20 protein-coding genes are annotated in these 26,320 nt (G+C 70.4%); 11 read left to right on the top strand and 9 right to left on the bottom strand.

Translation table 11 applies throughout. The features are described 5' to 3' along the window. Window positions 1-181: 181 nt before the first annotated feature. The 5 genes from ACFYO2_RS28230 to ACFYO2_RS28250 are packed head-to-tail and all read left to right on the top strand — an operon-like array spanning window position 182 to window position 5,095. A complete protein-coding gene (locus ACFYO2_RS28230; RefSeq protein WP_388354672.1) occupies window positions 182-1,246 on the top strand; it encodes an ABC transporter substrate-binding protein in 1,065 nt (354 codons plus the stop codon). Next, on the top strand, window positions 1,243-2,109 hold the full coding sequence (locus ACFYO2_RS28235; protein ID WP_388354675.1) for an ABC transporter permease: 867 nt from the start codon (window positions 1,243-1,245) through the stop codon (window positions 2,107-2,109). Before ACFYO2_RS28230 ends, ACFYO2_RS28235 begins: the two co-directional genes overlap by 4 nt. Continuing rightward, window positions 2,085-2,819 carry an ABC transporter ATP-binding protein gene (locus tag ACFYO2_RS28240; protein WP_388354678.1) on the top strand — a complete coding sequence of 245 codons (735 nt, stop codon included), beginning with the start codon at window positions 2,085-2,087 and terminating at the stop codon, window positions 2,817-2,819. Before ACFYO2_RS28235 ends, ACFYO2_RS28240 begins: the two co-directional genes overlap by 25 nt. Beyond that, window positions 2,816-4,183 carry an LLM class flavin-dependent oxidoreductase gene (locus tag ACFYO2_RS28245; RefSeq protein ID WP_388354681.1) on the top strand — a complete coding sequence of 456 codons (1,368 nt, stop codon included), beginning with the start codon at window positions 2,816-2,818 and terminating at the stop codon, window positions 4,181-4,183. The genes ACFYO2_RS28240 and ACFYO2_RS28245 overlap by 4 nt, the downstream gene beginning before the upstream one ends. A 15-nt stretch (window positions 4,184-4,198) precedes the next feature. Then, entirely contained in the window at window positions 4,199-5,095 is an 897-nt protein-coding gene (locus ACFYO2_RS28250) for a TauD/TfdA dioxygenase family protein (RefSeq protein WP_388354684.1), read from the top strand. A gap of 53 nt (window positions 5,096-5,148) precedes the next feature. On the opposite strand, the gene ACFYO2_RS28255 is transcribed toward ACFYO2_RS28250, so the two are convergent. Together ACFYO2_RS28255 and ACFYO2_RS28260 are read right to left on the bottom strand one after the other, a co-directional pair. Beyond that, complete coding sequence (locus tag ACFYO2_RS28255; protein WP_388354686.1) at window positions 5,149-5,922, bottom strand: SAM-dependent methyltransferase; 774 nt, start codon at window positions 5,920-5,922, stop codon at window positions 5,149-5,151. Between the two features lie 186 nt (window positions 5,923-6,108). After that, complete coding sequence (locus tag ACFYO2_RS28260; RefSeq protein ID WP_388354689.1) at window positions 6,109-6,771, bottom strand: DsbA family protein; 663 nt, start codon at window positions 6,769-6,771, stop codon at window positions 6,109-6,111. A gap of 134 nt (window positions 6,772-6,905) precedes the next feature. Here ACFYO2_RS28260 and pepN (ACFYO2_RS28265) point away from each other — a divergent pair, with 134 nt between their 5' ends. Further along, a complete protein-coding gene (pepN, locus tag ACFYO2_RS28265; RefSeq protein ID WP_388354691.1) occupies window positions 6,906-9,518 on the top strand; it encodes an aminopeptidase N in 2,613 nt (870 codons plus the stop codon). 209 nt (window positions 9,519-9,727) lie between these two features. Continuing rightward, on the top strand, window positions 9,728-10,786 hold the full coding sequence (locus tag ACFYO2_RS28270) for a hypothetical protein (protein WP_388354694.1): 1,059 nt from the start codon (window positions 9,728-9,730) through the stop codon (window positions 10,784-10,786). Window positions 10,787-10,976: 190 nt separating this feature from the next. Here ACFYO2_RS28270 and ACFYO2_RS28275 read toward each other — a convergent pair whose 3' ends face one another. Further along, window positions 10,977-12,740 (bottom strand): TIGR03767 family metallophosphoesterase, encoded by a 1,764-nt coding sequence (locus ACFYO2_RS28275; RefSeq protein ID WP_388354697.1) that lies wholly within the window; start codon window positions 12,738-12,740, stop codon window positions 10,977-10,979. 199 nt (window positions 12,741-12,939) lie between these two features. Then, on the bottom strand, window positions 12,940-13,434 hold the full coding sequence (locus ACFYO2_RS28280; protein WP_388354700.1) for an NUDIX hydrolase: 495 nt from the start codon (window positions 13,432-13,434) through the stop codon (window positions 12,940-12,942). A gap of 261 nt (window positions 13,435-13,695) precedes the next feature. On the opposite strand from ACFYO2_RS28280, the gene ACFYO2_RS28285 reads away from it, so the two are divergent. Beyond that, complete coding sequence (locus ACFYO2_RS28285; protein WP_388354702.1) at window positions 13,696-17,007, top strand: S8 family serine peptidase; 3,312 nt, start codon at window positions 13,696-13,698, stop codon at window positions 17,005-17,007. 76 nt (window positions 17,008-17,083) lie between these two features. Here ACFYO2_RS28285 and ACFYO2_RS28290 read toward each other — a convergent pair whose 3' ends face one another. Together ACFYO2_RS28290 and ACFYO2_RS28295 are read right to left on the bottom strand one after the other, a co-directional pair. Then, a complete protein-coding gene (locus tag ACFYO2_RS28290) occupies window positions 17,084-17,833 on the bottom strand; it encodes a hypothetical protein (protein ID WP_388354705.1) in 750 nt (249 codons plus the stop codon). 1 nt (window position 17,834) lies between these two features. Beyond that, window positions 17,835-18,368: an RNA polymerase sigma factor gene (locus ACFYO2_RS28295; RefSeq protein ID WP_388354708.1), complete on the bottom strand. Its 534-nt coding sequence runs from the start codon at window positions 18,366-18,368 to the stop codon at window positions 17,835-17,837. 317 nt (window positions 18,369-18,685) lie between these two features. Here ACFYO2_RS28295 and ACFYO2_RS28300 point away from each other — a divergent pair, with 317 nt between their 5' ends. After that, complete coding sequence (locus ACFYO2_RS28300) at window positions 18,686-19,702, top strand: aspartate-semialdehyde dehydrogenase (protein WP_388354711.1); 1,017 nt, start codon at window positions 18,686-18,688, stop codon at window positions 19,700-19,702. A 179-nt stretch (window positions 19,703-19,881) separates the two neighbouring features. Here the strand turns inward: ACFYO2_RS28300 and ACFYO2_RS28305 are convergent, their stop codons facing one another. Further along, window positions 19,882-20,364, bottom strand: coding sequence for a DUF1203 domain-containing protein (locus tag ACFYO2_RS28305; protein ID WP_388354713.1), 483 nt, complete (start codon window positions 20,362-20,364; stop codon window positions 19,882-19,884). A 166-nt stretch (window positions 20,365-20,530) separates the two neighbouring features. Here ACFYO2_RS28305 and pepN (ACFYO2_RS28310) point away from each other — a divergent pair, with 166 nt between their 5' ends. Then, on the top strand, window positions 20,531-23,110 hold the full coding sequence (pepN, locus tag ACFYO2_RS28310; protein ID WP_388354716.1) for an aminopeptidase N: 2,580 nt from the start codon (window positions 20,531-20,533) through the stop codon (window positions 23,108-23,110). Between the two features lie 82 nt (window positions 23,111-23,192). On the opposite strand, the gene ACFYO2_RS28315 is transcribed toward pepN (ACFYO2_RS28310), so the two are convergent. Then, window positions 23,193-24,122 (bottom strand): EamA family transporter, encoded by a 930-nt coding sequence (locus ACFYO2_RS28315; RefSeq protein WP_388354719.1) that lies wholly within the window; start codon window positions 24,120-24,122, stop codon window positions 23,193-23,195. A 109-nt stretch (window positions 24,123-24,231) separates the two neighbouring features. On the opposite strand from ACFYO2_RS28315, the gene ACFYO2_RS28320 reads away from it, so the two are divergent. After that, window positions 24,232-24,738 (top strand): MarR family winged helix-turn-helix transcriptional regulator, encoded by a 507-nt coding sequence (locus ACFYO2_RS28320; RefSeq protein WP_388354721.1) that lies wholly within the window; start codon window positions 24,232-24,234, stop codon window positions 24,736-24,738. Window positions 24,739-24,771: 33 nt separating this feature from the next. Here the strand turns inward: ACFYO2_RS28320 and ACFYO2_RS28325 are convergent, their stop codons facing one another. Beyond that, window positions 24,772-26,229 carry an FAD-dependent monooxygenase gene (locus ACFYO2_RS28325; RefSeq protein ID WP_388354724.1) on the bottom strand — a complete coding sequence of 486 codons (1,458 nt, stop codon included), beginning with the start codon at window positions 26,227-26,229 and terminating at the stop codon, window positions 24,772-24,774. Between the last annotated feature and the right edge of the window lie 91 nt (window positions 26,230-26,320).

Genomic DNA, 26,320 nt, shown 5'->3' on the forward strand with positions numbered 1-26,320 from the left:
GGAACATCCTGGTCATGAGCTGTCGCACCCTCTGTTGCTGACGCGTTGCCGCGCTTGAAGCGCGCGCCCACCTCTCTTCTCGCGTGAATTCCCTTGTCGGGCCCCGGGCTTTCCGCTGCCCGGAATCGCGCGCGCGTTTCCCTTCACTTCTCGCTCACTTCTCGGCCTACGGAGTCCTCCCATGCCTTCCCCACCCCTGCCCGGAATCGACCGGCGGCTCTTTCTCACCTCCCTGCTCGGCGTCTCCGCCGCTGCCGCCGGCCTCAGCGGCTGCGCGGACAGCAGCTCCGCGGCCTCGAAGACGTCCCTCTCCGAGCCGCTGGCGAAGACGGTCCCCGCCGGCACCAGCCTGAAGATCGCCTCGTACCAGGGTGTCCAGCAACTCCAGTTCAGGCTCGCGAAGTTCGGTCGGCTGCCGTTCAAGGTGAGCAGCTGGGCGAACATCGGCGCCGGACCCGATGTCATCAACGCCTTCCGCGCCGGGTCCCTGGACGTCGCCAACAACGCGGGCATCCCGCCGATCCAGGCGCAGTTCCAGGGCTACGACGCGAAGATCGTCGCGATCAACATCACCCGCAAGCCGAACTACCTCTTCGCCACCAAGCCCGGCAGCGACATCCGCTCGGTCGAGGACTTCAAGGGGAAGAAGCTCGCCTTCTCGCAGGGCCAGGCGCAAGGCGTCGTACTCCTGCGGGCGTTGAAGAAGGCCGGGTTGGCCTACGACGACGTGAAGCTCGTGCCGCTGACCAGCAACCAGTTCCTCACGGCCCTGCAGTCGGGCCAGGTGGACATCGCGCCGCTGGCCAACCAGCAGGCGCCCGCCTATCTCCAGCAGTACGAGTCCAAGGGCGCCCACGCCATCACCACGGACGTCGTGGACCTGCTCAACCTGCTGTGGGCGCCGACCTCCGTGCTGTCGGACCCCGCGAAGGCCGCCGCGGTCGCCGCGTACATCCCGTACTGGGCGAAGGGCCAGGTGTGGCAGTACGAGCACCCGGACCTGTGGAACGAGGAGTTCTACGTCAAGACGCAGAACCTGAGCCTCGCGCAGGCCCGGTCGATCACCGAGCTCGCCAACAAGCCGCTGTTCCAGCCGAGTTGGGACGAAGCCGTGAAGTGGGAGCAGGAGACCGCCGATCTGCTGGCGGAGGGCGGCTTCGTGAAGAAGATCAAGGTCGACTCGCTCTTCGACCGGCGCTTCGAGGGCATCGCGGCGAAGTCCGTACCGGCGGAGTACCGGAGGTGAGCGCCGCCGTGACCACGACCTCGACCACTACCACGACCGCGACCACGCCCGTCACCGCGACCGAGGACAGTCCCCAGGTCCGCAGGCGCCGCCGCCTCTCCCCCGGCAAGCGGCTGCCCGCCACCCGTCTCCTCGGCCCCGCCCTCATCCTCGCCCTGTGGGCCGCCGCCTCCGCCGCCGGACAGCTCGACCCGAGTGCCATCCCGGCGCCCTGGACGGTACTGGAGACCAGCGTCCACCTGTGGACCGCCGGTACGCTGCCCACCGACATCCTGACCTCGCTGCAGCGCGCGGGATCCGGCTTCGCGATCGGCCTGGTCGCGGGCATCGCCCTCGCGCTGGCCTCCGGGCTCAGCCGGACGGGCGAGGCGCTGATCGACGGGTCCGTGCAGCTCAACCGGGCGATCCCGACGCTCGGTCTGATCCCGCTGTTCATCCTCTGGCTGGGCATCGGCGAGACCTTCAAGGTGGCGATCATCGCGATCGTCGTCTACATCCCGATCTACCTGAACACGCACTCCGCGCTGTCCGGCATCGACCACCGGTACGTCGAACTCGCCGAGGTCCAGGGCCTGTCGAGGTACGCCTTCATCCGGCGGATCGTCATCCCCGGCGCGCTGCCCGGCTTCTTCGTCGGGCTGCGGCTCGGGGTGACCGGCTCCTGGCTGGGTCTGGTCGTGCTGGAGCAGATCAACGCCACCAGCGGACTCGGCTACATGATGTTCCAGGCCCAGAACTACGGCCAGACGGACGTCATCCTCGTCGGCCTGGTCGTCTACGGCGTCTTCGGCCTGATCTCCGACAGCGCGGTCCGTCTGATCGAACGGAGGGTGCTGTCATGGCGCCGCACGCTCAGCAACTGACCCGCCCGGCCGTTCAGATCCGCGGCCTGACCAGGTCGTTCGAGGGGCGCACGGTTCTCGACGGCATCGACCTCGACCTCCCCGCCGGACAGTTCACCGCCCTGCTCGGGCACAGCGGCTCCGGCAAGAGCACGCTGCTACGGGCCATCGCCGGCCTCGACCACGAGGTGGCGGGGAGCGGTCGGCTGACCGCTCCGGAGCGGGTGTCGGTCGTCTTCCAGGACTCCCGACTGCTGCCCTGGCAGCGCGTCCTCGACAACGTCCTGCTCGGCCTCGACGGCAAGGAGGCGGACCAGAAGGGCCGCGAGGCCCTCGCCGAAGTGGGCCTGAAAGGCCGCGAACGGGCCTGGCCCAACGAGCTGTCCGGCGGCGAGGCCCAGCGCGCCGCTCTGGCCCGCTCCCTGGTCCGCGAGCCGGAACTCCTGCTGGCCGACGAGCCGTTCGGCGCCCTCGACGCGCTCACCCGGATCCGGATGCACGTCCTGCTGAGGGAGCTGTGGGAGCGCCACCGGCCCTCCGTGCTGCTCGTCACCCACGACGTGGACGAGGCGATCGTGCTCGCCGACCGGGTCCTCGTCCTCGACCAGGGCCGTATCGGCCTCGACCTGACCATCGACCGCCCGCATCCGCGCTCCTACCGGGATCCCCTGCTGGGCGAGTACCGGGAGCGGCTGCTGGCCGCCCTCGGCGTGACGGAGGACCACAAGTGACCACCAGACAGCTGCACCTGAACGCGTTCCTGATGACCACCGGCCACCACGAGGCGTCGTGGCGGCTGCCGGAGAGCGACCCGTACGCGCACGTGGACCTCGCCCACTACGTCCACCTCGCCCGGATCGCCGAACGCGGCACCTTCGACTCGCTGTTCCTCGCCGACGGCCCGCAGCTGTGGGGAAGCGTGGAACAGCGGCCCGCCGGCGCCCTGGAGCCGCTCACCCTGCTGACCGCGCTGGCGACGGCCACCGAGCACATCGGCCTGATCGCCACCGCCTCCACCTCCTACAACTCCCCCTACAACCTGGCCCGCAAGTTCGCCTCGCTCGACATCATCAGTGGCGGCCGGGCGGGCTGGAACATCGTCACCACGGCCGGTGCCGAGGCCGCCCGCAACTTCGGTCTCGCCGCCGAGCCCGCGCACGCCGAGCGGTACGCCCGCGCCGCGGAGTTCCTCGACGTGGCCCTCAAGCTGTGGGACAGCTGGGAGGACGACGCGATCGTCGCCGACAAGGCGTCCGGCGTCTGGGGCGACGACACGAAGATCCATCCACCCCGGCACCAGGGGACGTACTTCAGCGTCGAGGGCGCCCTCAACGTCCCGCGCAGCCCGCAGGGCTACCCGCTGCTCGTGCAGGCGGGATCGAGCGAGGACGGTAAACGCTTCGCGGCGCGGTACGCGGAGGCCGTGTTCACCGCCCAGCAGACCATCGAGGACGCGCAGGCCTTCTACGCGGACCTCAAGTCCCGTACGGCAGCGGCCGGTCGCGACCCCGACCACATCAAGGTGCTGCCCGGCATCGTCCCGGTGATCGGGTCGACGGAAGCGGAGGCCCGTTCCAAGGAGCGGCTCCTCGAGGACCACATCGTGTACACCCACGGAGTGGCCCGGCTGGAGAGCCTGCTGCAACTGGAGCCGGGGACGCTGGAACTGGACGCGCAGCTCCCCGCCGACCTGCCGCCGGAGAGCGCCATCGAGGGCGCCAAGAGCCGCTACACCCTCATCGTCGACCTCGGCCGGCGCGAACGCCTCACCGTGCGGCAGCTGGTCGGGCGGCTCGGCGGCGGTCGCGGGCACCTCACCTTCGCGGGCACGCCCGAGCAGGTCGCCGACGCGATCGAGACGTGGTTCACGCACGGCGCCGCCGACGGCTTCAACATCATGCCCGCGGTCCTGCCCTCCGGCCTCGACACCTTCGTCGACCACGTCGTCCCGATCCTGCGCAGCCGCGGCCTGCTCCGCACGGAATACGGCCCGCGCCGGACCCTGCGGGAGCGGTACGGGCTTCCGCGCCCCGCCAACCAGTACGTCACGCCCGTTCAGGAATCCGCCGAGGAATCCGCACTCGCCCGAGTCTGAAAGGACCCGCTCCCCATGACCGACATCCACATCCGCAAGGTCACCGCCACCATCGGCGCTCAAGTCTCCGGCGTCGACCTCGCCAAGCCCCTCGACGAGGAGACGGTCGTCGCCCTCCGCGACGCGCTGAACACCCACAAGGCCCTGGTCTTCGACGACGTCGACCTCGACGACGAGGGCCAGCAGGCGTTCGTCCGGCACTTCGGTGACATCACCACCGCCCACCCGACCGTGCCGTCCGTCGAGGGCGTACCGAACGTCCTGCCCGTCGACAGCGAGCGCGGCCGCGCCGCCAACCACTGGCACACGGACGTCACCTTCGTCCTCAACCCGCCGCAGGCCAGCACTCTGCGCAGCATCACGATCCCGCCGTACGGCGGCGAGACCCTGATCGCCAACTCGGCCGCCGCCTACCGCGACCTGCCGCAGCCGCTGCGGCTGCTGGCCGACACCCTGTGGGCCGAGCACACCAACGACTACGACTACGCGGTGCCGCAGGAGACCGTCGACGAGGCCCAGGCCGCCGCACGCGCCCAGTTCACGTCGATCAAGTACCGCACGGCCCATCCGGTCGTCCGCGTCCACCCGCTGACCGGCGAACGCGGCCTGTTCATCGGCGGGTTCGCGCAGCGGATCGTCGGCCTGTCCGCGGGCGAGTCCCGCAAGATCCTCGACCTGCTCCAGGCGTACGTCACCCGCCCGGAGAACATCCTGCGCCACCGCTGGTCGGAGAACCAGCTCGTCCTCTTCGACAACCGCATCACCCAGCACTACGCCATCGACAACTACGACGGCCTGCCGCGCCGTCTGCACCGCGTGACCGTCGCCGGCGACGTGCCGGTGGGCGTGGAGGGCAAGGAGAGCTACGTGATCGAGGGAGACGCCTCGCACTACACGTCCGTAGCGGCGTAACCGCCCCTTCGCCGGCACCAGGCCCTCACGTGCGCCACGTGAGGGCCTTGTGCTCAGGGCTTGCGGCCCAGGCCGCCGTGCTGGCCGATCGGATCGGGGGCGGGGCCGTCGGGGCGCCACAGGGGTACCGACACCACGCCCGGGTCGACCAGTTCCAGGCCGTCGAAGAAGGCGGCGATCCGGTCGACCGGGCGCAGGAAGTAGGGGACCGCGCCGGTCTCGTTGTAGGCGTCCTGGGCCTGCTCGTAGTCGGGGTCGGTGCCCCGGGAGCCGTCGTTGACGGAGAGGAAACTGCCGGAGGGGAGGCCCTCCAGGAGGCGGCGGACGAGCTCGCGGGCCGCTTCGTAGTCGGCGACGTGGCCGAGGATGCCGCTGAGGATCAGCGCGGTGGGCCGGTCCGGGTCGAGGGTCTGCGCGGCGGCGCTCAGGATCTGCTCCGGCTCGAAGAGACTGATGTCCTCGTACGCCGTCGCGCCCTCGGGCGTGGACGTGAGCAGGGCGCGGGCGTGGGCGAGGACCAACGGGTCGTTGTCGACGTAGACGATCTTCGACTCGGGGGCGAGGCGCTGGGCGACCTCGTGGGTGTTGTCGACGGTGGGCAGTCCGGTGCCGACGTCGAGGAACTGGCGTACGCCCGCCTCCTCGACCAGGTACCGGATGCTGCGGCCGAGAAAGGCGCGACTGCTGCGGGCGATGGTGACGATGCCGGGGAAGACGGCGGTGTAGGCGTCGCCGGCCAACTCGTCGACCGGGTAGTTGTCCTTGCCGCCGAGCCAGTAGTTCCAGATCCGGGCCGAATGCGGCACCGATGTGTCGATCTCCGTCATGCACACATGGTGCTACGACAGGTCCGGCTCGCACGGCACATTGGGTGAGAGAGGTGCGGCGGATCCGATGGCGTTCACACGCAGCTACCGACCGCCGCGCTGCGCGACCGGGGAACACTCCGCGGCACCCACCGGTGACTGTGCGGGCCCCCGTGAGAACGCGGCTCACGGGGGCCTCTCGGAGGGTTACAGGTTGCTGAAGTCGGGGCCCTTGGTCCGGGTGCGCTTGATCTCGTAGAAACCGGGGATCGAGGCCACGGCGAGCGTGCCGTCCCACAGCCTGGCGGCCTCCTCGCCCTTGGGGGCCGGGGTGACGACCGGGCCGAAGAAGGCGATCTGCTCGCCGTCGGGGCCGGGGACGGCGATGACCGGGGTGCCGACCTCCTGGCCGACCTTGTCGATGCCCTCCTGGTGGGAGGCGCGCAGCTCGGCCTCGAACTCGAAGTCCTTCTGGTCGGCGTACTTGATCAGGTCGGCGGGCAGGCCCGCGTCCGCCAGGGCCGCCGCGATCGCTTCCTCGGTCGGGCCCTCGCCCTGGTTGTGGAAGCGGGTGCCGAGGGCGGTGTAGAGGGGGCCGAGGACGTCGGCGCCGTGCTTCTGCCAGGCGGCGGTCGCCACCCGCACCGGCTTCCACGCCTTGGTCGCGAGCATCTCCCGGTACTCCTCGGGCAGTTCGTCGATCCTGTCCTCGTTGAGCACCGCGAGGCTCATGATGTGCCAACGCACCTCGATGTCGCGCACCTTCTCGACCTCCAGGACCCACCGGGAGGTCATCCAGGCCCAGGGGCACAGCGGGTCGAACCAGAAGTCGACGGGGGTCTTGCCGGAGGTGGTCGCGGTCTCGGACATGGGTCTCCTCACAATGCGGTCTTTGAACGTGCAACAGCGACCGACCCTGTGCCCATTCCCTGATGCCCGCTTTCCGGGGCCCATGGCAGGATCAGGCTGTCCGCGTACTGAACACCCCCGAGGGAGTGCCGCCCGTGCCCGGTGAGAATCTGTCCCGCGACGAGGCCCGGGAGCGGGCCGCCCTGCTGTCCGTGGACGGCTACGACGTGTCCCTCGACGTCCGCTCCGCCGTCGGCGACGACAGCGGAAACGCCACAGCAGACGCCACCGGGGGTGCACCGCGGACCTTCCGGTCCGTGACCACGATCCGCTTCCGTTGCGGCGAGCCCGGCGCGTCGAGCTTCGCGGACCTGATCGCGCCGAGTGTGACCTCCGTCTCCCTCAATGGCAGGGACCTCGACCCCGGCGAGGTCTTCGACGGCTCCCGGATCACCCTGGAGGACCTGGCCGCCGAGAACGAGCTGGTCGTCGACGCGCAGTGCGCGTACTCCCGCACCGGCGAGGGCCTGCACCGCTTCGTCGACCCGGAGGACGGCGAGGTCTACCTCTACACCCAGTACGAGCCGGCCGACTCCCGCCGTGTCTTCGCGAACTTCGAGCAACCCGACCTCAAGGCGCCGTTCCGCTTCGAGGTACGGGCGCCGGAGGGGTGGACCGTCTGGAGCAACGGCGTCGGTGAACTGGCCGACGGCGCCTGGAAGTTCGCGAAGACGAAGCCGATCTCGACGTACATCACGTGCGTGGTGGCGGGCCCGTACCACTACGTCACGGACTCGTACTCCCGCGTCCTGGCCGACGGCACGACGCTGGACATCCCGCTCGGCGCCATGTGCCGCAAGGGTCTGGCCCCCCACTTCGACTCCGACGACGTCTTCCTCGTCACGAAGCAGGGCCTGGACTTCTTCCACGACCACTTCGACTACCCGTACCCCTTCGGGAAGTACGACCAGGCCTTCGTCCCCGAGTACAACCTCGGCGCGATGGAGAACCCGGGCCTGGTGACCTTCCGCGAGGAGTTCATCTTCCGGGGCAAGGTCACGCAGGCGTCCTACGAGGGCCGGGCCAACGTGATCCTGCACGAGATGGCGCACATGTGGTTCGGCGACCTGGTCACCATGGAGTGGTGGGACGACCTGTGGCTCAAGGAGTCCTTCGCCGACTTCATGGGCGCCTTCGCCCTGGTCGGCGCGACCCGCTTCAAGGACGGCTGGATCACCTTCGCCAACCGCCGCAAGGCCTGGGCCTACCGCGCCGACCAGCTGCCCTCCACCCACCCCATCACCGCCGACATTCGCGACCTCCAGGACGCGAAGCTCAACTTCGACGGCATCACGTACGCCAAGGGGGCTTCCGTACTGAAGCAACTGGTGGCGTACGTCGGCCAGGACGCGTTCCTGGAGGGCGCGCGGCGCTACTTCAAGCGGCACGCGTACGGCAACACGCGCCTCGGTGACCTGCTGTCGGTGCTGGAGGAGACCAGCGGGCGGGACATGGCGGCGTGGTCGCGGGCGTGGCTGCAGACGGCCGGGGTCAACTCTCTGACCCCGCAGGTGCTGTTGGACGCTCAGGGCCGCGTCGACGAGCCGGCGGTGCTGCAGGAGGCGGCCGAGTCACACCCCGAACTGCGCCCGCACCGGGTGGCGGTGGGCCTGTACCGGCGTTCCGCGGACGGTGAGCTTGCGCGGTACGCCCGGGCCGAGGTGGACGTCGAGGGCTCGCGCACGGTCGTGGCGGATCTGGCCGGTTCGCGGGCGCCCGAGCTGGTGCTGGTCAACGACGACGACCTGACGTACTGCAAGATCCGCTTCGACGAGACGTCGCTCGAGACGCTGCGGGGCGGGCTGGGTGACCTCACCGACCCGCTGGCCCGGGCCCTGTGCTGGTCGGCGCTGTGGAACATGACACGGGACGCGCTGCTGCCGGCGCGGGACTTCGTGGACCTGGTGCTGCGGTACGCGGGGCGCGAGTCCGGCATCGGCGTTCTGCAGATGCTGCACGCGTGGGCCAACTCGGCGCTGGTCAACTATGCGGCGCCGCAGTGGCGGCCGGTCGGTGAACGCCTGCTGGCCGAGGGCGCGCTGCGGGAGTTGCGGGCCGCTGAGCCGGGCAGCGAACACCAGCTGGCGTGGGCGCGGTTCTTCGCGACGGTGGCGTCCGGTGCGGAGGATCTGGCCTTGCTGCGCGGCCTGCTGGACGGCACGGCGAAGATCGACGGGCTGGACGTGGACCAGGAGCTGCGCTGGGCGTTCCTCCAGCCGCTCGCGGCACACGGGGCCGCGGACGAGGGGGTGCTCGGCGCCGAACTCGCCCGCGACAACACGGCGTCCGGCAAGCGTCACCAGGTCCGCTGCCTCGCCGCACGCCCGTCGGCGGCGGTCAAGGCGCAGGCGTGGGCGCAGCTGATGGAGTCCGACGCCCTCTCCAACGCCCTGGTCGAGGCGACCATCGCGGGCTTCACTCAGCCCTCCCAGCGGGAGCTGCTCGCGCCGTACGCCGAGAAGTACTTCGCGGCGATCGAGCGGGTCTGGCGGGAGCGGTCGATCCAGATCGCGATGCACGTGGTCGAGGGCCTGTTCCCGTCCCTCCAGCACTCGCAGGCAACGCTGGACGCGACGGACACGTGGCTGGCGGCCCACGAGGACGCGGCCCCGGCGCTGCGGAGGCTGGTGCTGGAGGCGCGGGACGACCTGGCGCGGGCGTTGCGGGGACAGGCGTGCGACGCGGCAGCGGCCGGCGACGAGGGCTGACGATCTCTGGCCCACGATTGGGCATTCCGTGACCGTTACGGAATTCAGGCAATCGGAACCGTAACCCCTGGTCCCACCCGAACGGACCAGGGGTTTTCCATGCCAACTCGGCATCCGAACACACGTCCTTTAGTTCTTTCTTGTCCTGATTTGTCGACGAGCGTGTAACAGCGGTTAGAGGGCCGACAGACTGCGGAAATCTGCACGCCATGAACCACAACACCCCGGTCCCCCCGCTCTCCCCTCGCCCCCTGCACCACCTCGCCGAGGTGCACCGCCGCGTCGTGACGGCCGCGGTACTCCGCTCGCAGGGCGTCTCCCCGGCCGAGACAAACGAGCGGTGCCGCCCCGGCGGCCCCTGGCAACAACTGCTCCCCTGCGTCTTCCTGCTCCACCCGGGCCCGCCGACCAGCGAGGAGCGGCTGCACGCGGTGCTGATGTACGCGGCGAAGGAGCGGGCGGTGGGCATCCCGACCCAGCCGGGCGCGGAGGAACCGCACCGGCCGGTGTACACGGAGGCAATGATCACAGGCCTGGCGGCCCTCACCCTCCACGGCTTCTCCGCCACACCCACGCTGACCGCCCTGGACCGCATCGACGTCCTGGTCCCCCGCCTGCGCCGGCTCCGCTCCACGGGCTGCGCCCGCATCGTCCGTACGGCATCCATGCCCACCCCGGAGCAGGTCACCGGCGTCCCGGTCGCCCCCGTCCCGCGCGCCCTCGCCGACGCGGTGACCGAACTGACGGACGCGGGCGCCGTACGTCGGCTGCTGACGGAGGCGGTACGCGGCGGTCACTGCGAACCCGCCGCCGTCGTATGGGCGTTGAGCAACGCCAAACTGCTGAGCCGCCCGCACGTCGTCGACGCGGTGGACTCGCTGCTCGCGGAGGGCAGGGCGATCGCGGAGGACCGCCTGTACACGATGGTGACGCAGTACGGCCTGCCGGACCCCGTCTGGAACGTGGACCTGCGCCTCCCCGGCGGCCCTCACCTCGGCGGCCTCGACGCGTACTGGCCCGATCAGGCCGTCGCGGTGGAACTGGACACCCGCGCCCCCCGCCAAGGCCATCGGGAGGAGGACGACGCCCTCTGGTCCGAATACGCCCGCAAGCGCGAGCACCTGGAGCGGCTCGGCATCACGGTCGTCCACATCACCCCGAAGAAGCTGAGGGACGCGATGGAGCAGCAGGCGGCCGTGGTCCGCACGGCACTCATGGCGTCCGGCGACCGCGATCCGGCCGCGTATGTCGTAGTGCTGCCCCGGTAGTGACGGACCGCGGCGGAACCAGGAGGGGAGAGGAGGGGCCGACGGGACTGCACCCGGCGACCCCTCCTCGCATGTGGGTGGCCATACGGGCGTGCCCATACGGGCGTGACCATACGAGCGAGACCGCTACTCGCCGCAGACCGGGGGCAGTAAGCGAAGGTTAAGTACCTTTACGGCAGTTGGGCAGGTTTCAGCCCTTTTTCAGGAGGAGCTCCGTGTTCCGGTCCTTCGACTCCCCGCCCAGGTTCGTCTGCGCGCCCGGCGCGTTGCAGGAGAGCTCGCGGTAGAGGGCGGCCAGGCCGGTCTGGGTGAGGTCGGTGAAGTCGGTCTGATGGGGGGCGGATGACTCGATGCAGGTGGTGAAGAGCGAGAGAGTGCCGTCCTTGTTGTCCACCAGCTCGATGACGCGGGCGAGTTGGGGATAGTCGACGTGGGAGGCGGTGGAGATCTCCCAGAAGGACCGGCCGTCGGGGGCGGAGTGCGGGGTGATGGCGTTGCGGTGGATGTGGCCGTTCACCCAGGCCAGGACGTTGGCATGGCTGCCGAGGACGGCGATGAGCTCCTGGCCGTCGTGTCGCCGCTCGCCCGGACGGGCCGGGTCCGGGCGGGTGTTGGTCATCGACGTGCTGGTGTGGTGGCTGAAGACGACCGCGTACGCGTCCCTGTTGTCGCGCAGCGTCTTGTCCAGCCACTTCAACTGGGCCGTCCCGATGGAGCCGTTGTAGTGGCCGCCGGGGTCGGTGGTGTCGAGGCTGATGCCGATGACGTCGTCGGCGATGCGGAAGCTGTAGTACTGGGTGCCCGCGTCGACGTTGGCGGAGGAGTAGCCGTGGCCGACCGGGCCCACACCGCGGTAGGCCGGGTCGAGGTGGGCCTTGAGGTAGTCGGCGGAGGTGTACGGGGCACGCTTCTCGTCCGGCGTGACCGAGCGCATGTCACGGGCGTGCGCCTTGAGCAGGTCGCGGAAGGCGGTGCCCATGGGGTCCTTGCCGTTCCTGATGGCGTCCTGGAGCTTCTTCGCCTCGGAGGCGGGCAGGCTCATCAGCTTCCTGCCGCCGATGGCGTACTCGGCGAGCCAGGTGTCGCCGAGGCCGTAGCAGCCGAGCGGCAGGGAGTCGTGGTTGCCGACGGTGGAGTACCAGGGCAGGTTGAGGCCGGGGCTGTTCAACTCCCGTACGGCGGCGGCCAGGAAGCCCTCCAGATGCGGGAAGCCGAGCTGCTTGTCGGTGTCGCGCACGGTCGTGTCGGGCTGCCAGTACTGCTTGAGGCCGCTGTTCTGCACGCCCTCGTAGTGGCGCGGGTCCCCCGAGTTCGGAGTGATCCGGCCGCCGCTCATGACGGTCAGGAACCACTCCAGCTCGGTCCGCGCGTTGTTGTCCGTGTTGTCGCCGGTCGTCATCGCGAAGTGCAGCGGGGCACCGGTGACGGGGGCGCCCCGCAGCGCGTTGACCCGCTCCACGAGCGAGACCGCCCCGTGCACGGTCAGCGCCTCGTGCGGCCGCCAGGCGTGGATGTCCGTGGCGCGCATGTACTCCAGGCGCATCGGGTGCTGGGCGTCGATCAGGTGCAGGTCGGTGAGCTGCACGAACGCGGCGAGCGTGGTCCGGCGTCCGGCCCGGCCGGTCTTCGGTGCGGCGAGCTCGCCCCGCACCCGCCGCTTCCAGCCGGGTCCGTTGCCCAGGCGCCGGAAACCGGAGCTCGTCCGCGGGGTGGCGACGGAGGCGAGGGTGGTGCCGCGGGTGTACGGCGTCAGGGGCCCGGCCGGTGCCCTGCGCCCCTGGGCCACGGGCGCCCCTTCGGCGGCGGTGCCGGTGGTGTTGGTGGCGGCCCGGCTGTCGGTGGGCCGCAGGGCGTAGCCGACGCCCGCGGAGAGGGTGACCGCCGCGGTGGCGGCGAGGACGGAACGGCGGTTGGCCGCGAAGGCGGAACCGGCGACAGAGCGTGTGCGCGACATGGCGCGATCTCCCCGAGTGCGAACGCGTCGGCAGTGGGCGCGGACGGCCGCTGGTGCGAACCTTCCGCTCACTGTGGATCGTTGGCATCGGGGATGACCTGGGCGTGAACGAGGCCGCAACGCGCAACGCCGATCACCGTACGTGGATCTTCGACTACCTTGCGCGCCCTCCCCCGCTCCTCGAACGGTCCGGAGGCGGTTACTCCGCGTTCATCTTCCCGGGTAGGGGCGGTGTTTCCGGAGCCGGCCCGAGGCGCCCGTCGGCGGGTCGCTCCCGCCACAGCCGCAGCCCGATGTCGACCATCGACACCCGGTTCAGCCCGGGCACGGCGTCGAGCTCCTGCCAGGCGGCCATGTCGGTGGATCCGCCGACCTCGTAGCACAGCTCGCCGCCGGTGACCCTGCCTTCGTAGACGAGCCGTACGCCGTGGTGGTCGACGGCACGGCCGAAGCCGCGGGGGAGGACGTGGTGGCTGGAGTCCACGCCGAGCAGGCCGGTGACCTCGATGCGGTATCCGGTCTCCTCGGTCACCTCCCGCCGGACGGTGTCGTAGGGGTCCTCGCCGTGCTCCATGCCGCCGCCGGGCAGCACCCATTCCGGCGGTCCACCGTCCTGCGCCGGGGAGCGGGAGAGCAGGATCTGTCCGTCACGGACGCACACGGCGTAGGCCGCCACCCTCAACTTCCTTGGCATCGGTGGAAGTTACCCCAATCTGCAACCGCTTACATCCTGAACCGCACCCCCCTGGGGGACTTGCCCCTTTCACGGCCCATCTCCCCCAATGTCGCAGGGGGTTTTCCCCATGGCCCCATATCGATTCGGTCAACTCTCCCTAAACATCCTTCCCATGCGTAAAGCTGTGCGATCGTCCGGGATCGCATTCCGGACCACCGCGACCAGGACCGATCGGTCCCGGCCGCCACCCGCTCGTTCCTTTACCTACAAGGGATGCCGATGACCCTCACCCCCCAGCGCGAACCGATACCCGGCGCGAGACGCGTGGCCCGGATAGCCGTGGCCGCCGGTCTGGTGGCCGCGCTCTCCGCGGCGGGGCCGATACCCATGGCCCTCGCCGACGCCGAGGCTCCCGTGGCGGCCGACCCGGGCGTGAAGTCCGCCCACGACAAGCTCGGTTCCGACGACGCCGACCTCCTCGCCGAGGCCAAGGCCGACGGCGACAAGACCGTCACGATGATGGTCGCGACCGCGCCCGGGCAGACCGAGAAGGTCGCCGAGCAGCTGGACGCGGTCCAGGGCGGCCTGGTCGGCCGTACCTACGACAAGCTCGGCTACGTCCGCGCGACGGTCCCCACCGGCAAGGCGGACTCGGCCATCGCCGCCGCCGCGAAGCTCACCTCCGTGCACGGCATCGACCTGCGGCAGGACATCCCGCTGGACGACCCGACGCCGAGCGCGGACGCCGCCAAGGGCGCCACGGCCACGGGCTCGGCCGCCTACTCGGCGCCGAACAAGAAGACCCCCGCCGATAACCCGTACAACCCGTCCTTCGAGACGGGCGCCGTCGACTTCGTGGAGGACCACCCGAAGGCGGACGGCCGCGGCGTCACCATCGGCATCCTCGACTCGGGTGTGGACCTCTCCCACCCGGCGCTGCAGAAGACCAGCACCGGCGAGCGGAAGGTCGTCGACTGGGTGACGTCGACCGACCCGGTCTCCGACGGCGACGGCTCCTGGCGGCGGATGCTCGCCTCGGTGGCCGGCCCGGCGTTCTCCGCGACCCCCGTCGGCGGCGCCGCAGAGGCGTTCACGGCGCCCGCCGGCTCGTACAAGTTCGACTACTTCTACGAATCCGCGACCGCCGGTGGCGACCAGCTCGGCGACGTCAACCGCGACGGCGACAAGACCGACGTCTGGGGCGTGCTGTACGACGCCGCGGCCGGCACGGTCCGCGTCGACCTCGACGACGACCACGACTTCGCCGACGAGCAGCCGATGAAGCCGTACAAGGACGGCTACCAGATCGGTTACTTCGGCACGGACAACCCGGCGACCGACGTCGCCGAGCGCATCCCGTTCGTCGTCGAGATCCGCAAGGACGTCGTCTACAACGCCGCCGGCGCCAAGGCCGACTACGTCAACATCGGCATGATCTCCAGCGAGCACGGCACGCACGTGGCCGGCATCACCGCCGCCAACGGCCTGTTCGGCGGCAAGATGAACGGTGCCGCGCCGGGCGCGAAGATCGTCTCCTCCCGAGCCTGTGAGTTCGGCCCCGGCTGCACCAACGTGGCGCTGACCGAGGGCATGATCGACCTCGTCGCCAACCGGGGCGTCGACATCGTCAACATGTCGATCGGCGGCCTGCCCGCGCTGAACGACGGCAACAACGCGCGCGCCGAGCTGTACACGCGCCTCATCGACACCTACGGCGTCCAGCTGGTGATCTCGGCCGGCAACTCCGGCCCCGGCGCCAACACGATCGGCGACCCCGGCCTGGCCGACAAGGTCATCTCGGTCGGCGCGTCCATCTCCAAGCAGACCTGGGCCGCCAACTACGGCTCGGTCGTGGAGAAGAAGTACGCCATGATGCCGTTCTCCTCACGCGGTCCGCGTGAGGACGGCGGGTTCACGCCCACCCTGGTCGCCCCGGGTGCCGCGATCAACACCATCCAGACCTGGCTGCCGGGCGCCCCGGTCGCCGAGGCGGGCTACACCCTGCCGGCCGGTTACGGCATGCTCCAGGGCACCTCGATGGCGTCCCCGCAGGCCGCGGGCGCGTCCGCGCTGCTGCTGAGCGCCGCCAAGGCGAAGAAGATCGACCTCGCCCCCGCCACCCTGCGCACCGCGCTCACCTCGACCGCCGACCACATCAGTGGTGTGCAGGCGTACGCGGAGGGGGCCGGCCTCATCGACATCGAGGACGCCTGGGACTCGATCCTGGACGGCGCCACCGCGCACGACTACACGGTCAAGGCCCCCGTCGACACCGCGATCGACCAGTTCCTGAAGACCCCGGGCTTCGGCACGGGTCTGTACGACCGCGAGGGCGGCCTCAAGGCCGGTCAGAAGAAGTCGTACGACGTCACGATCACCCGGACGTCCGGCGCCGACAAGGCGATCCGCCACGAGCTGGACTTCGAGAACAACGCGGGGAGCACCTTCAGGATCGTCGGCTCGGACGAGGTGAAGCTGCCGCTGAACCAGCCGGTGACCGTCAAGGTCCAGGCCGCGCCGAGGTCCGCGGGTCTCAAGAGCGCGATCCTCGAGGTCGACGACCCGAAGACCGAGGGCGTCGACAAGCAGGTCATGACGACGGTCGTGGTCTCGACGCCGCTGAACTACACCTACTCCGCGTCGAGTTCGGTGCAGCGCAACAGCAACCACTCGTACTTCCTGACCGTGCCCGAGGGCGCCAAGTCCCTCGAGGTCGCGATGAGCGGGCTGAAGGACAAGAGCCAGACGCGGTTCATCGCCATCCACCCGTACGGCGTCGCGCTCGACTCGACGGCCACGATCGACTGCTACCCGAACTACACCAACCCGGCCAGCAAGCCCTGCCGTCCCGACGTGCGTTCCTACGCCGACCCGGTGCCGGGCGTCTGGGAGGTCGAGGTCGAGTCGCGTCGTACGTCGCCACTGCTCGACAACCCGTACAAGCTGGACGTCGCCGTCCTCGGCGCGGCCTTCGACCCGGAGACCGTGACCGTTCCCGAGGCCAAGGTCGGCACCCCGGCCGCCGCCTCCTGGAAGGTGACGAACAACTTCGCCGCGATCGACGCCAAGCTGGTCGGCGGCCCGCTCGGCTCGGCCAAGTCGGCCCGGCCGACGATCGCCACGGGCGAGACGCAGACGACCACGGTCGAGGTGCCCGCGGGCGCCGCGTCCCTGGACGTGGCGATCGGCAACGTCTCCGACCCGGCCGCCGACCTCGACCTCGTCGTGACGAACGCGGCCGGCACCCAGGTGGGCATCTCCGCCGACGGTGACTCGGAGGAGGCGGTCTCGGTTCCCACCCCGGCCGCCGGCACGTACACCATCGAGGTCATCGGCTACGCGGTTCCGGCCGGCTCGACCGCGTACGACTACCAGGACGTGTTCTTCTCCGCCAGCCTCGGCAGCGTCACCGTCGACGACTCGACGCCGGTGAAGCTCGCCACGGGCGACTCGGCGACCGTCTCCGGCAGCGTCGTCGCCGCGGCGGCCGCCCCGGAAGGCCGTGAGTTCTTCGGCCAGGTCCAGCTGGTCAACGCCCGCGGCACGGTCGCGGGCACAGGCAGCGTGAAGATCGAGAAGGTCACGCCGTAGTCGTTACGGCTGTCAGGGCGGGCGTTCGTCGTTGCATCGGCGGGCGCCCGCCCTCTCTCGTGCGCTCAGGAGATCGTCATTCGCAGGTGAGCCCGCGCGACTCGGCCGCCGAGACGCTGAGCCGGGCCCGGTTCCGGGCGATCTCCTTCTCTCCGACGAGCCAGTAGGCGGGTTGGCGCTCGCCGTTCGGGATGGCGAAGAGCACCTGGTCGCCCTCGCGGAGGCCGGGGACGATGTTCCGGTCGATCACGTAGGTGAGCTCCTTCTTGTCGTCCGCGCCCGGCTTCGCCGGCTTGTAGGAGCGCGTCACGTCCACAATGACGCGGATCGACTCGGTGCCGGGGAGCTGCTCCACGCTCGTGGCCCGCCCCTCGGCGATCAGGCGGGAGCAGGCGAAATAGTCGGGGCTGCCGAAGGTGCTGCCGCCTTCGGAGCTCGTCTTGGAGGCCGCGCTGTCGCTGCCGGAATCGGCGCCGCCCATGCCGCCCCCCGCCTGTGCCAGCAGCCAGGCCATGCCCGACAGCACGGCCGCGACGGCGGCCACCGCGAGGGTGCCGAAGGCGAGGTTGAGCGCGCGGCGCCGAGGGCGGAACGGGCGTACGGGAACGGGCTCGGCGGCTTCGGCGGCCCCCTCGGGGTCTCCGAGCACATGCCCGATGATGCCCAACTGCTCGCGCAGCAGCGCGAGATCGGCCTCGGCGGAACGGTGTTCGGCCATGAAGGCGGCGTCCGCGCGGGCGTCGTCCGACAGCGGTTCGTCGATGATGGCGGCCATCAGCGCGTCCATGCCGGCGTGTTCGGCACGTCCGTCGTGTTCGGCGGTCATGTCACACCACCTCGTCCTCGTGCAGGCGGGCACGCAGGGCCCGTACCGCCGTGTGCAGCCGGCTCTTCACCGTGCCCTCGGGGATGCCGAGCTCCTCGGCGATCCCGCGCACCGGGAGGTCGGCGTAGAAACGCAGGACGAGGACCTGGCGCTGGGCGTCGGGCAGTTCGTCCAGCCCTTGGGCGACGGCGAGGGAGAGCACGCTGGTGTCCTCGCCGGAGGGCTGCTCCAGCTGGCGCAGCGAGGCCAGGCGTTCGCCGACGCGTTCCTGGCGGCGGTTGGCCCGGTGCCAGTCCATGGCCAGGTTGGAGGCGACGACCGCCGCCCACGCGGACACGTCGCGCGGCGCCTCGTCCCCCCGCGCCGCACGCTCCAGCAACCGCAGGCGGACCTGCTGCACCCCGTCCGGCAGGTCCGCCTGCGGCACCCCGCCCAGGGCGAGCACAGCTCGCACTCGGCGTTCCTGAGCCGCGTCCAGCGGGTCGTCGAGTACGTCCCCCTGGCCGCGGCGGGCCTTTCTGCGCAGCACAGACACCCCTCCCCTCACCGCGTTTCCTCTATGACGCCGCAGCGGGCGGAAACGTTCGGCGCAGCGGGTGGGAGTTCTTTCGGAGGCGTACGTCACACCATCGCGGAAGGCCGCACAGCTTGCGGCGCGGGGCGGTCGCATGGCGAATTCCTGCAGCTCAGGGGCGGTGTGGGCAGGAGTTCCGCAGGTGTCGGCCGCTCTGGCGTGTCCCAGACCTCGGGCATGGTGAGCAAAGAATTGGACAGGTAGGCCCATGTCGGCCGCATCATGGAAAAGCCTCGGCCAGGCAACACGCACGTAAAAGACAGACAGAGGGAGTCACCGTGAGGGTCGGAATCGTCGGAGCCACCGGTCAGGTCGGCACGGTCATGCGCAGGATCCTCAAGGAACGTGACTTCCCGGTGACCGAGCTGCGCCTGTTCGCCTCGGCCCGCTCGGCGGGGACGGTCCTGGACGGCGTGACGGTGGAGGACGCGACGACGGCCGACTTCACCGGGCTGGACATCGTCCTCTTCTCCGCGGGCGGCTCCACCTCCAAGGCACTGGCCGAAAAGGTCGCCTCGCAGGGCGCGGTAGTGATCGACAACTCGTCGGCGTGGCGGCGTGACCCGGACGTACCGCTCGTGGTCTCCGAGGTGAACCCGCACGCGATCGCCAACCGCCCCAAGGGCATCATCGCCAACCCGAACTGCACGACGATGGCCGCGATGCCGGTCCTGAAGCCGCTGCACGCCGAGGCGGGCCTCGAAGCCCTGGTCGTCGCCACCTACCAGGCGGTCTCCGGTTCCGGTCTGGCCGGCGTGGACGAGCTGTTCGAGCAGGTCAAGAAGGTCGGCGAGGACGCGCCGAAGCTGACGCACGACGGCTCGGCGGCCGAGTTCCCCGCGCCGAACAAGTACGTCGCCCCGATCGCGTACAACGTGCTCCCGCTGGCCGGCTCGATCGTCGACGACGGCCTGAACGAGACCGACGAGGAGCAGAAGCTCCGCAACGAGTCCCGCAAGATCCTGGAGATCCCCGAGCTCAAGGTCTCCGGCACCTGCGTCCGCGTCCCCGTCTTCACCGGCCACTCCCTCCAGGTCAACGCCCGCTTCGCCCGCCCGATCAGCGTGGAGCGCGCGAAGGAGCTGCTCGGCGGCGCCCCCGGCGTCGCGGTCACCGAGGTCCCGACCCCGCTCCAGGCGGCCGGCCAGGACCCGTCCTTCGTGGGCCGCATCCGCCAGGACGAGACCGTCGACAACGGCCTCGCCTTCTTCGTCTCCAACGACAACCTCCGCAAGGGCGCCGCGCTGAACGCCGTGCAGATCGCGGAGCTGGTGGCGGCGGAGCTCAAGGGCTGACGCCTTTCCGTACGCAAGGGGGCGCCCACCCGGTGTGACCGGTGGGCGCCCCCTTCCGTGCTCAGGGCGTCCTCGACTCTCCTTTGCCGCCGGCGCCAACTGGGCATCGGGTACCGCAAAGGGAAACATGTACAGAACACCGAGGGACGTGCGCCACACGCCGCTCAGGAGGCGGACGATCACCCGGCGTCTTGGCGCACCTCATAGAGGAAGCATCCGAATTCGACGGCTCGGACGTGGGCGAGGGCCACGGCCGGGTCGTCGAACGCTTCCGCGATGGCCGCCTCGAAGTCGTCGGGGTGCTGCACCAGTCGCCCGCCCAGGATGTGTCCCTCGCGCGAGTACCGGCGGACCGTGCGGTGGGCGTGGGTGAAGGGGAGGCCGTCGCCCTCCGGCCCCGCGCACTCCTGCGCGTGGATGAAGACGGGGCCCTGCTCGTCGTACGCCCCCGGATCGGCGCCCGTCTCCGCAGCCCAGCGGCGCAGCGGGGCGTACGAGACCAGGGCGGTCCGTTCGCCCGGCTCGCTGCGGCGGAGGCAGCAGCGGAGGGGGGCGCCGCCCTCGTCGTCGGTCACGGGAACCATCCCGCGTCCCGAGTCGTCAGCAGAGCGCAGCTCCTTCAGGACCGTCGGGAGAATGGGCCGTGCGATGTACGTCGTCATGTCCTCAGATTCGCGCGCGTCCGTCCTGCCCACCGGCGGGAAACGGACATCGCGTTCCGTGACGGCCCGTGGAAGGATGGCGCAATCCGCCCACCCGTCACCCGACCGCCACCCCCCAACGAGGCGCTATCGCGCCGCACCTTTTGAATAACGAGGAGATGACCGCGTGCCTGGCACAAACCTGACTCGCGAAGAGGCGCAGCAGCGGGCGAAGCTGCTCACCGTTGACTCGTACGAGATCGATCTCGACCTCTCCGGCGCGCAGGAGGGCGGTACCTACAGGTCCGTGACCACGGTGCGCTTCGACGTCGCCGAATCCGGCGCGGAGTCCTTCATCGACCTGGTCGCCCCGACCGTCCACGAGGTCACCCTCAACGGCGACCAACTCGAACCCGACGAGCTCTTCCAGGACTCCCGGATCGCGCTGCCGGGGCTGCTGGAGGGCCGCAACATCCTCCGGGTCGTCGCCGACTGCGCGTACACCAACACCGGTGAGGGGCTCCACCGGTTCGTCGACCCCGTCGACAACCAGGCCTACCTCTACACCCAGTTCGAGGTGCCGGACGCGCGCCGCGTGTTCGCGAGCTTCGAGCAGCCCGACGTCAAGGCGACCTTCCAGTTCACCGTGCGGGCGCCGGAGGGGTGGACGGTCATCTCCAACTCGCCCACCCCGGAGCCGAAGGACAGCGTCTGGATCTTCGAGCCGACGCCGCGCATCTCGACGTACATCACCGCGCTGATCGTGGGCCCGTACCACTCGGTGCACAGCGTGTACGAGAAGGACGGCCAGACCGTCCCGCTCGGCATCTACTGCCGTCCCTCGCTCGCCGAGCACCTCGACTCGGACGCGATCTTCGAGGTGACCCGGCAGGGCTTCGACTGGTTCCAGGAGAAGTTCGACTACGCGTACCCGTTCAAGAAGTACGACCAGCTGTTCGTGCCGGAGTTCAACGCGGGCGCGATGGAGAACGCGGGCGCGGTCACCATCCGCGACCAGTACGTCTTCCGGTCGAAGGTGACGGACGCGGCGTACGAGACGCGCGCCGAGACGATCCTGCACGAGCTGGCCCACATGTGGTTCGGCGACCTGGTCACCATGGAGTGGTGGAACGACCTGTGGCTGAACGAGTCGTTCGCCACCTACACCTCCATCGCCTGCCAGGCGCACGCCCCGGGCAGCCGCTGGCCGCACTCCTGGACCAGCTTCGCCAACTCCATGAAGACGTGGGCGTACCGCCAGGACCAGCTGCCCTCCACGCACCCGATCATGGCCGAGATCCGCGACCTGGACGACGTGCTCGTCAACTTCGACGGCATCACGTACGCCAAGGGCGCCTCCGTACTGAAGCAGCTCGTCGCGTATGTCGGCATGGACGAGTTCTTTGCCGGCGTGCAGGCGTACTTCAAGGCGCACGCGTTCGGCAACACACGCCTGTCCGACCTGCTCGGCGCGCTGGAGGAGACCTCCGGCCGTGACCTGGGGAACTGGTCGCAGAAGTGGCTCCAGACCGCCGGCATCAACATCCTGCGCCCCGAGATCGAGACGGACGCAAACGGCGTCGTCACATCCTTCGCGATCCGCCAGGAGGCCCCGGCCCTGCCCGCCGGCGCCAAGGGTGAGCCGACCCTGCGCCCGCACCGCATCGCGGTCGGCCTGTACGACCTCGACGACGACAGCGGCAAGCTGGTGCGCGACGAGCGCATCGAACTGGACGTCGACGGCGAACTGACCGCCGTACCGCAGCTGGTGGGCAAGCGCCGTGCGGCGGTGGTGCTGCTGAACGACGACGACCTCTCGTACGCCAAGGTCCGCCTCGACGAGCAGTCACTCGCCGTCGTCACCGAGCGCCTCGGCGACTTCGAGTCGTCCCTCCCCCGCGCCCTGTGCTGGGCGTCGGCGTGGGACATGACGCGGGACGCCGAGCTCCCGACCCGCGACTACCTGTCCCTGGTCCTGTCGGGCATCGGCAAGGAGTCCGACATCGGCCTGGTGCAGTCGCTGCACCGCCAGGTGAAGCTGGCGATCGAGCTGTACGCCGACCCGGCCGCCCGCGAGGCCCTGCTGACCCGCTGGACGGACGCCACGCTGGCGCACCTGCGTGCGGCCGCGCCGGGCAGCGACCACCAGCTGGCGTGGGCGCGCGCGTTCGCCGCGGCCGCCCGTACGCCGGAGCAGCTGGACCTCCTCGACGCCCTGCTGGAGGGCACCCAGACGATCGAGGGCCTGGCCGTCGACACCGAGCTGCGGTGGGCGCTGCTGCAGCGGCTGGCCGCGGTGGGCCGCTTCGACGAGGCGGAGATCGCGGGCGAGTACGAGCGCGACAAGACGGCCGCCGGCGAGCGCCACGCGGCCACCGCCCGGGCCGCCCGCCCGACGCCGGAGGCCAAGGCGGAGGCGTGGGCGTCGACCGTCGAGTCCGACAAGCTCCCGAACGCCGTCCAGGAAGCCGTCATCGGCGGCTTCGTCCAGACGGACCAGCGCGAGCTCCTGGCCCCCTACACGGACAAGTACTTCGAGGTGGTCAAGGACATCTGGGAGTCCCGTTCGCACGAGATGGCCCAGCAGATCGCGGTCGGCCTCTACCCGACGATCCAGGTCTCCGAGGAAACCCTGCGCAAGACGGACGAGTGGCTGGCCTCGGCCGAGCCCAACGCGGCCCTGCGCCGGATCGTCTCCGAGTCCCGCGCGGGCGTGGAGCGCGCACTGAAGGCCCAGGCGGCGGACGCGGCGGCCGAGCCGCGGTAGCCGCAGGTGTAGCCGCCGTTCGTACGACGACGGGGGCGCCCGGTGTGGAACCGGGCGCCCCCGTTCGCGTCCCTGCGGCTTCTCAGACCGTCGTCACGTCCATCGAGTCCTTTCGGGGATTCCGTTCGGGTGAACTGAACGTTCGGGCGGACGACGACGTGCGGTCGGGTTGCAGTTGCCCCGCGACCGTCGCCCCGAACGCCAGCGCCATGCCCGCCAGCTGCACCGGTGTGAGCGCCTGACCGAGCGCCGCCCAGCCGACCACCGCCGCGGTCAGCGGCGACAGCGGGCCGAGGAAGGTGACCTGGGTGGCGGTGAGCCTGCCGATGCCGCGGAACCAGAGCCAGTACGCGACCGCCGTGTTCGCCAGCGCGAGGTAGAGGTAGCCACCGAGCGCCCGCCCGTCCAGCGCGGGTGGCGCGCCCTCGACGAGGAGGGCGACAGGGGCGATGAGCAGGCCGCCCGCGGTCAGCTGCCAGGCGGTGAGCGCGAGCGGGCCCACGCCGTCCGGGCGGCCCCACCGCTTGGTCAGTACGGTCCCGGCGGACATCGAGGCGGTCGAGGCGAGCGCAGCGAGCACGCCCACGGTGTCGAGCGCCCCGGCGGCCTTCAGAACGACCAGGCTGACCCCGGACGCGGCGACGAACCCGGTGATCACGCTGCGGGCCGTCGGCCGCTGCCCCAGCAGCAGCGCCGAGAGCCCCACGACGAACAGCGGCCCGATCGACCCGACGACCGCCGCCATACCGCCCGGCATCCGGTACGCCGACAGGAACAGCAGCGGGAAGAAGGCGCCGATGTTGAGCGCCCCGAGCACCGCCGCCTTCCCCCACCAGGCGCCGCGCGGCAGCACCTGGGCGAGGGCCAGCAGGACGAGGCCGGCGGGCAGGGCGCGCATGAGGCCGGTGAACAGGGGGCGGTCGGCCGGCAGGAACTCAGTGGTGACGGCGTAGGTGGTGCCCCAGGAGACGGGGGCCAGGGCGGTGAGCAGGACGGTCGCGGACCGCTTCATGTACCGGCACCCTTCAGGAGGTAGCTTGACGGGAAGTAGCTTAGCGCTAAGCCACTTACAGTCAAGCTACTTTCTTGCGGGTGACCGGAATCGGGCGGATACTCACCGCATGAGTGCACAGCGCAAGGACCCGGTCGACGCGATCATCGAGCAGTGGGCCACGGTCCGGCCCGACCTCGACACCGCCGCCATGGAGGTCTTCGGCCGGATCTACCGGCTCTCGCGCGCGATGGGCGACCGCATGGAGAAGGCGTACGCATCCCTCGGTATCTCCCGCGGCGAGTTCGACGTCCTCGCGACCCTGCGCCGGTCCGGAGAGCCGTACACCCTCTCCCCTCGCCAGCTCTCCGCGACGCTGATGCTCACCACCGGCGGGATGACCGGCCGCCTCGACAAGCTGGAACGGGCGGGCCTGCTGCGCCGCTCCCCCGACCCGCACGACCGCCGGGGCCTGCAAGTGACCCTGACGGACAAGGGCTTGGAGCTGGTCGACGAGGCGGTCAGCGCGGGTCTCGCCGTCCAGACCGAGGCCTTGAAGGCAAGCCTGAACCAGGAACAGGCCGACCAACTGGCCGGCCTGTTGCGGGAGTTGCTGACGGGGACCGAGAGGTCCTAGCGTCCTGGCGTTCTGGGGTTCACAGGAGGTGTTTCAGCCCACGCGAGCCGCGAGGGCGGACTCGATCGTCGCCGGGTCGGCGGAGTCGGCCGCCCAGGCCACGTATCCGTCGGGGCGCACCAGGACGGTCGTACGGCGGTCGCTTCCCCAGCGTTCCACGGCCAGCCGGTCCTTGCGGGCGCCGCTCTCGTCGTACGCGTCCGGTGTGATCAGCACGAACCGTCCGCCGCGCAGGGCCTCGTAGAGGCGGCCGCCGTCGGCGAGGGCGACGTCGGGGACGCGGGTGCCGGTGAGGCGGTGCGAGCCTCGCGGGGTCTCGTACTTGTGGCCGATGCCGGTGATCTCGCCGGCCACCTTGCGGCGGGCCGGGGCGACGATGCCGAGGAAGGTGGTGAGGGTCGCCCGCAGCGCCAGTTCCCAGGGACGCCTGGCCATGGCGAGGCGGACGATGCCGCCGCTGCTGCGGAGCACCGACCTGCCGACCGGGTGGCGTTCGGCCTGGTAGGTGTCGAGGAGTTCCGGGGCCGCGTGGCCGCCGACGACCTGGGCGAGCTTCCAGCTCAGGTTGGCCGCGTCCTGGAGGCCGGTGTTCATGCCCTGGCCGCCGGCCGGGGTGTGGACGTGCGCGGCGTCACCGGCGAGGAAGACGCGGCCGACCCGGTAGGCGGGCGCCTGTCGTTCGTCGCTGTGGAAGCGGGACATCCAGCGGGCGTCGTGCATCCCGAAGTCGCGGCCGAGGGCGAGCCGGGTGACCTCCTTGACCTCGTCGAGGCCGAGAGGCTCGCTGTCGGGGACGTTGTGGGCGCGGTTCCAGCCGATCACGCGGTAGTAGCCGTCGCCGAAGGGGGCGAGGAAGGCGAAGGCGTCGCCGGCGGCGTTCACGGTCAGCAGGGTGTCCGGCTCCTCGGCCAGCTTCACGTCCGCGAGGACGACGGAACGGATCACGGAGCGGCCGGGGAAGGGCAGCCCGATCGCGTTCCGTACGGCGCTGCGCATGCCGTCGGCGCCGACGACGTACTCGGCGCGCAGCTCCTCCGTCTCCCCGGCGGAGGTGCGGACGTCGACGGTGACGCCGTCGGCGTCCTGGGCCAGTCCGGTGACCTCGGTCTCGTGGCGGAACTCCACCCCGGCCTCGACGGCCCGCCGCTCCAGCACCTTCTCCACTTCGTACTGCGGGAGGACGAGGAGGTGGTTGAAACGGGAGGGGAGGGTGTCGAGCTCGACGGTGAGCCGGTGGAAGAGGCGGAGGCGGTCGAGGGGGCGGCCGACGGCTTCGAGTTGGTCGGCGAGGCCGCGCGCGTCGAGCTGTTCGAGGGTGCGGGCGTGCAGGACGAAGGCGCGGGAGATGTTGGCGATCTTGTGGGGGCGCTTCTCGACGAGGGTGACGGGGATGCCGGCGGTGGCGAGGTCACCGGCCAGGAGAAGACCGGTGGGGCCGGAGCCGACGACGATCACGGAGCTGGGGTTGCTGTTGGTGCCGGTGCCGTTCATGGAGGCCTCCTGATCCAACGCTTGCTGGTCCACAACTGTTGGTCAACGATCGTTTGCCAACGAATGTTTGCCAACGCTTGTTGATGAAACT

The sequence above is a fragment of the Streptomyces sp. NPDC006602 genome, assembly GCF_042870385.1.
Taxonomy (GTDB): domain Bacteria; phylum Actinomycetota; class Actinomycetes; order Streptomycetales; family Streptomycetaceae; genus Streptomyces.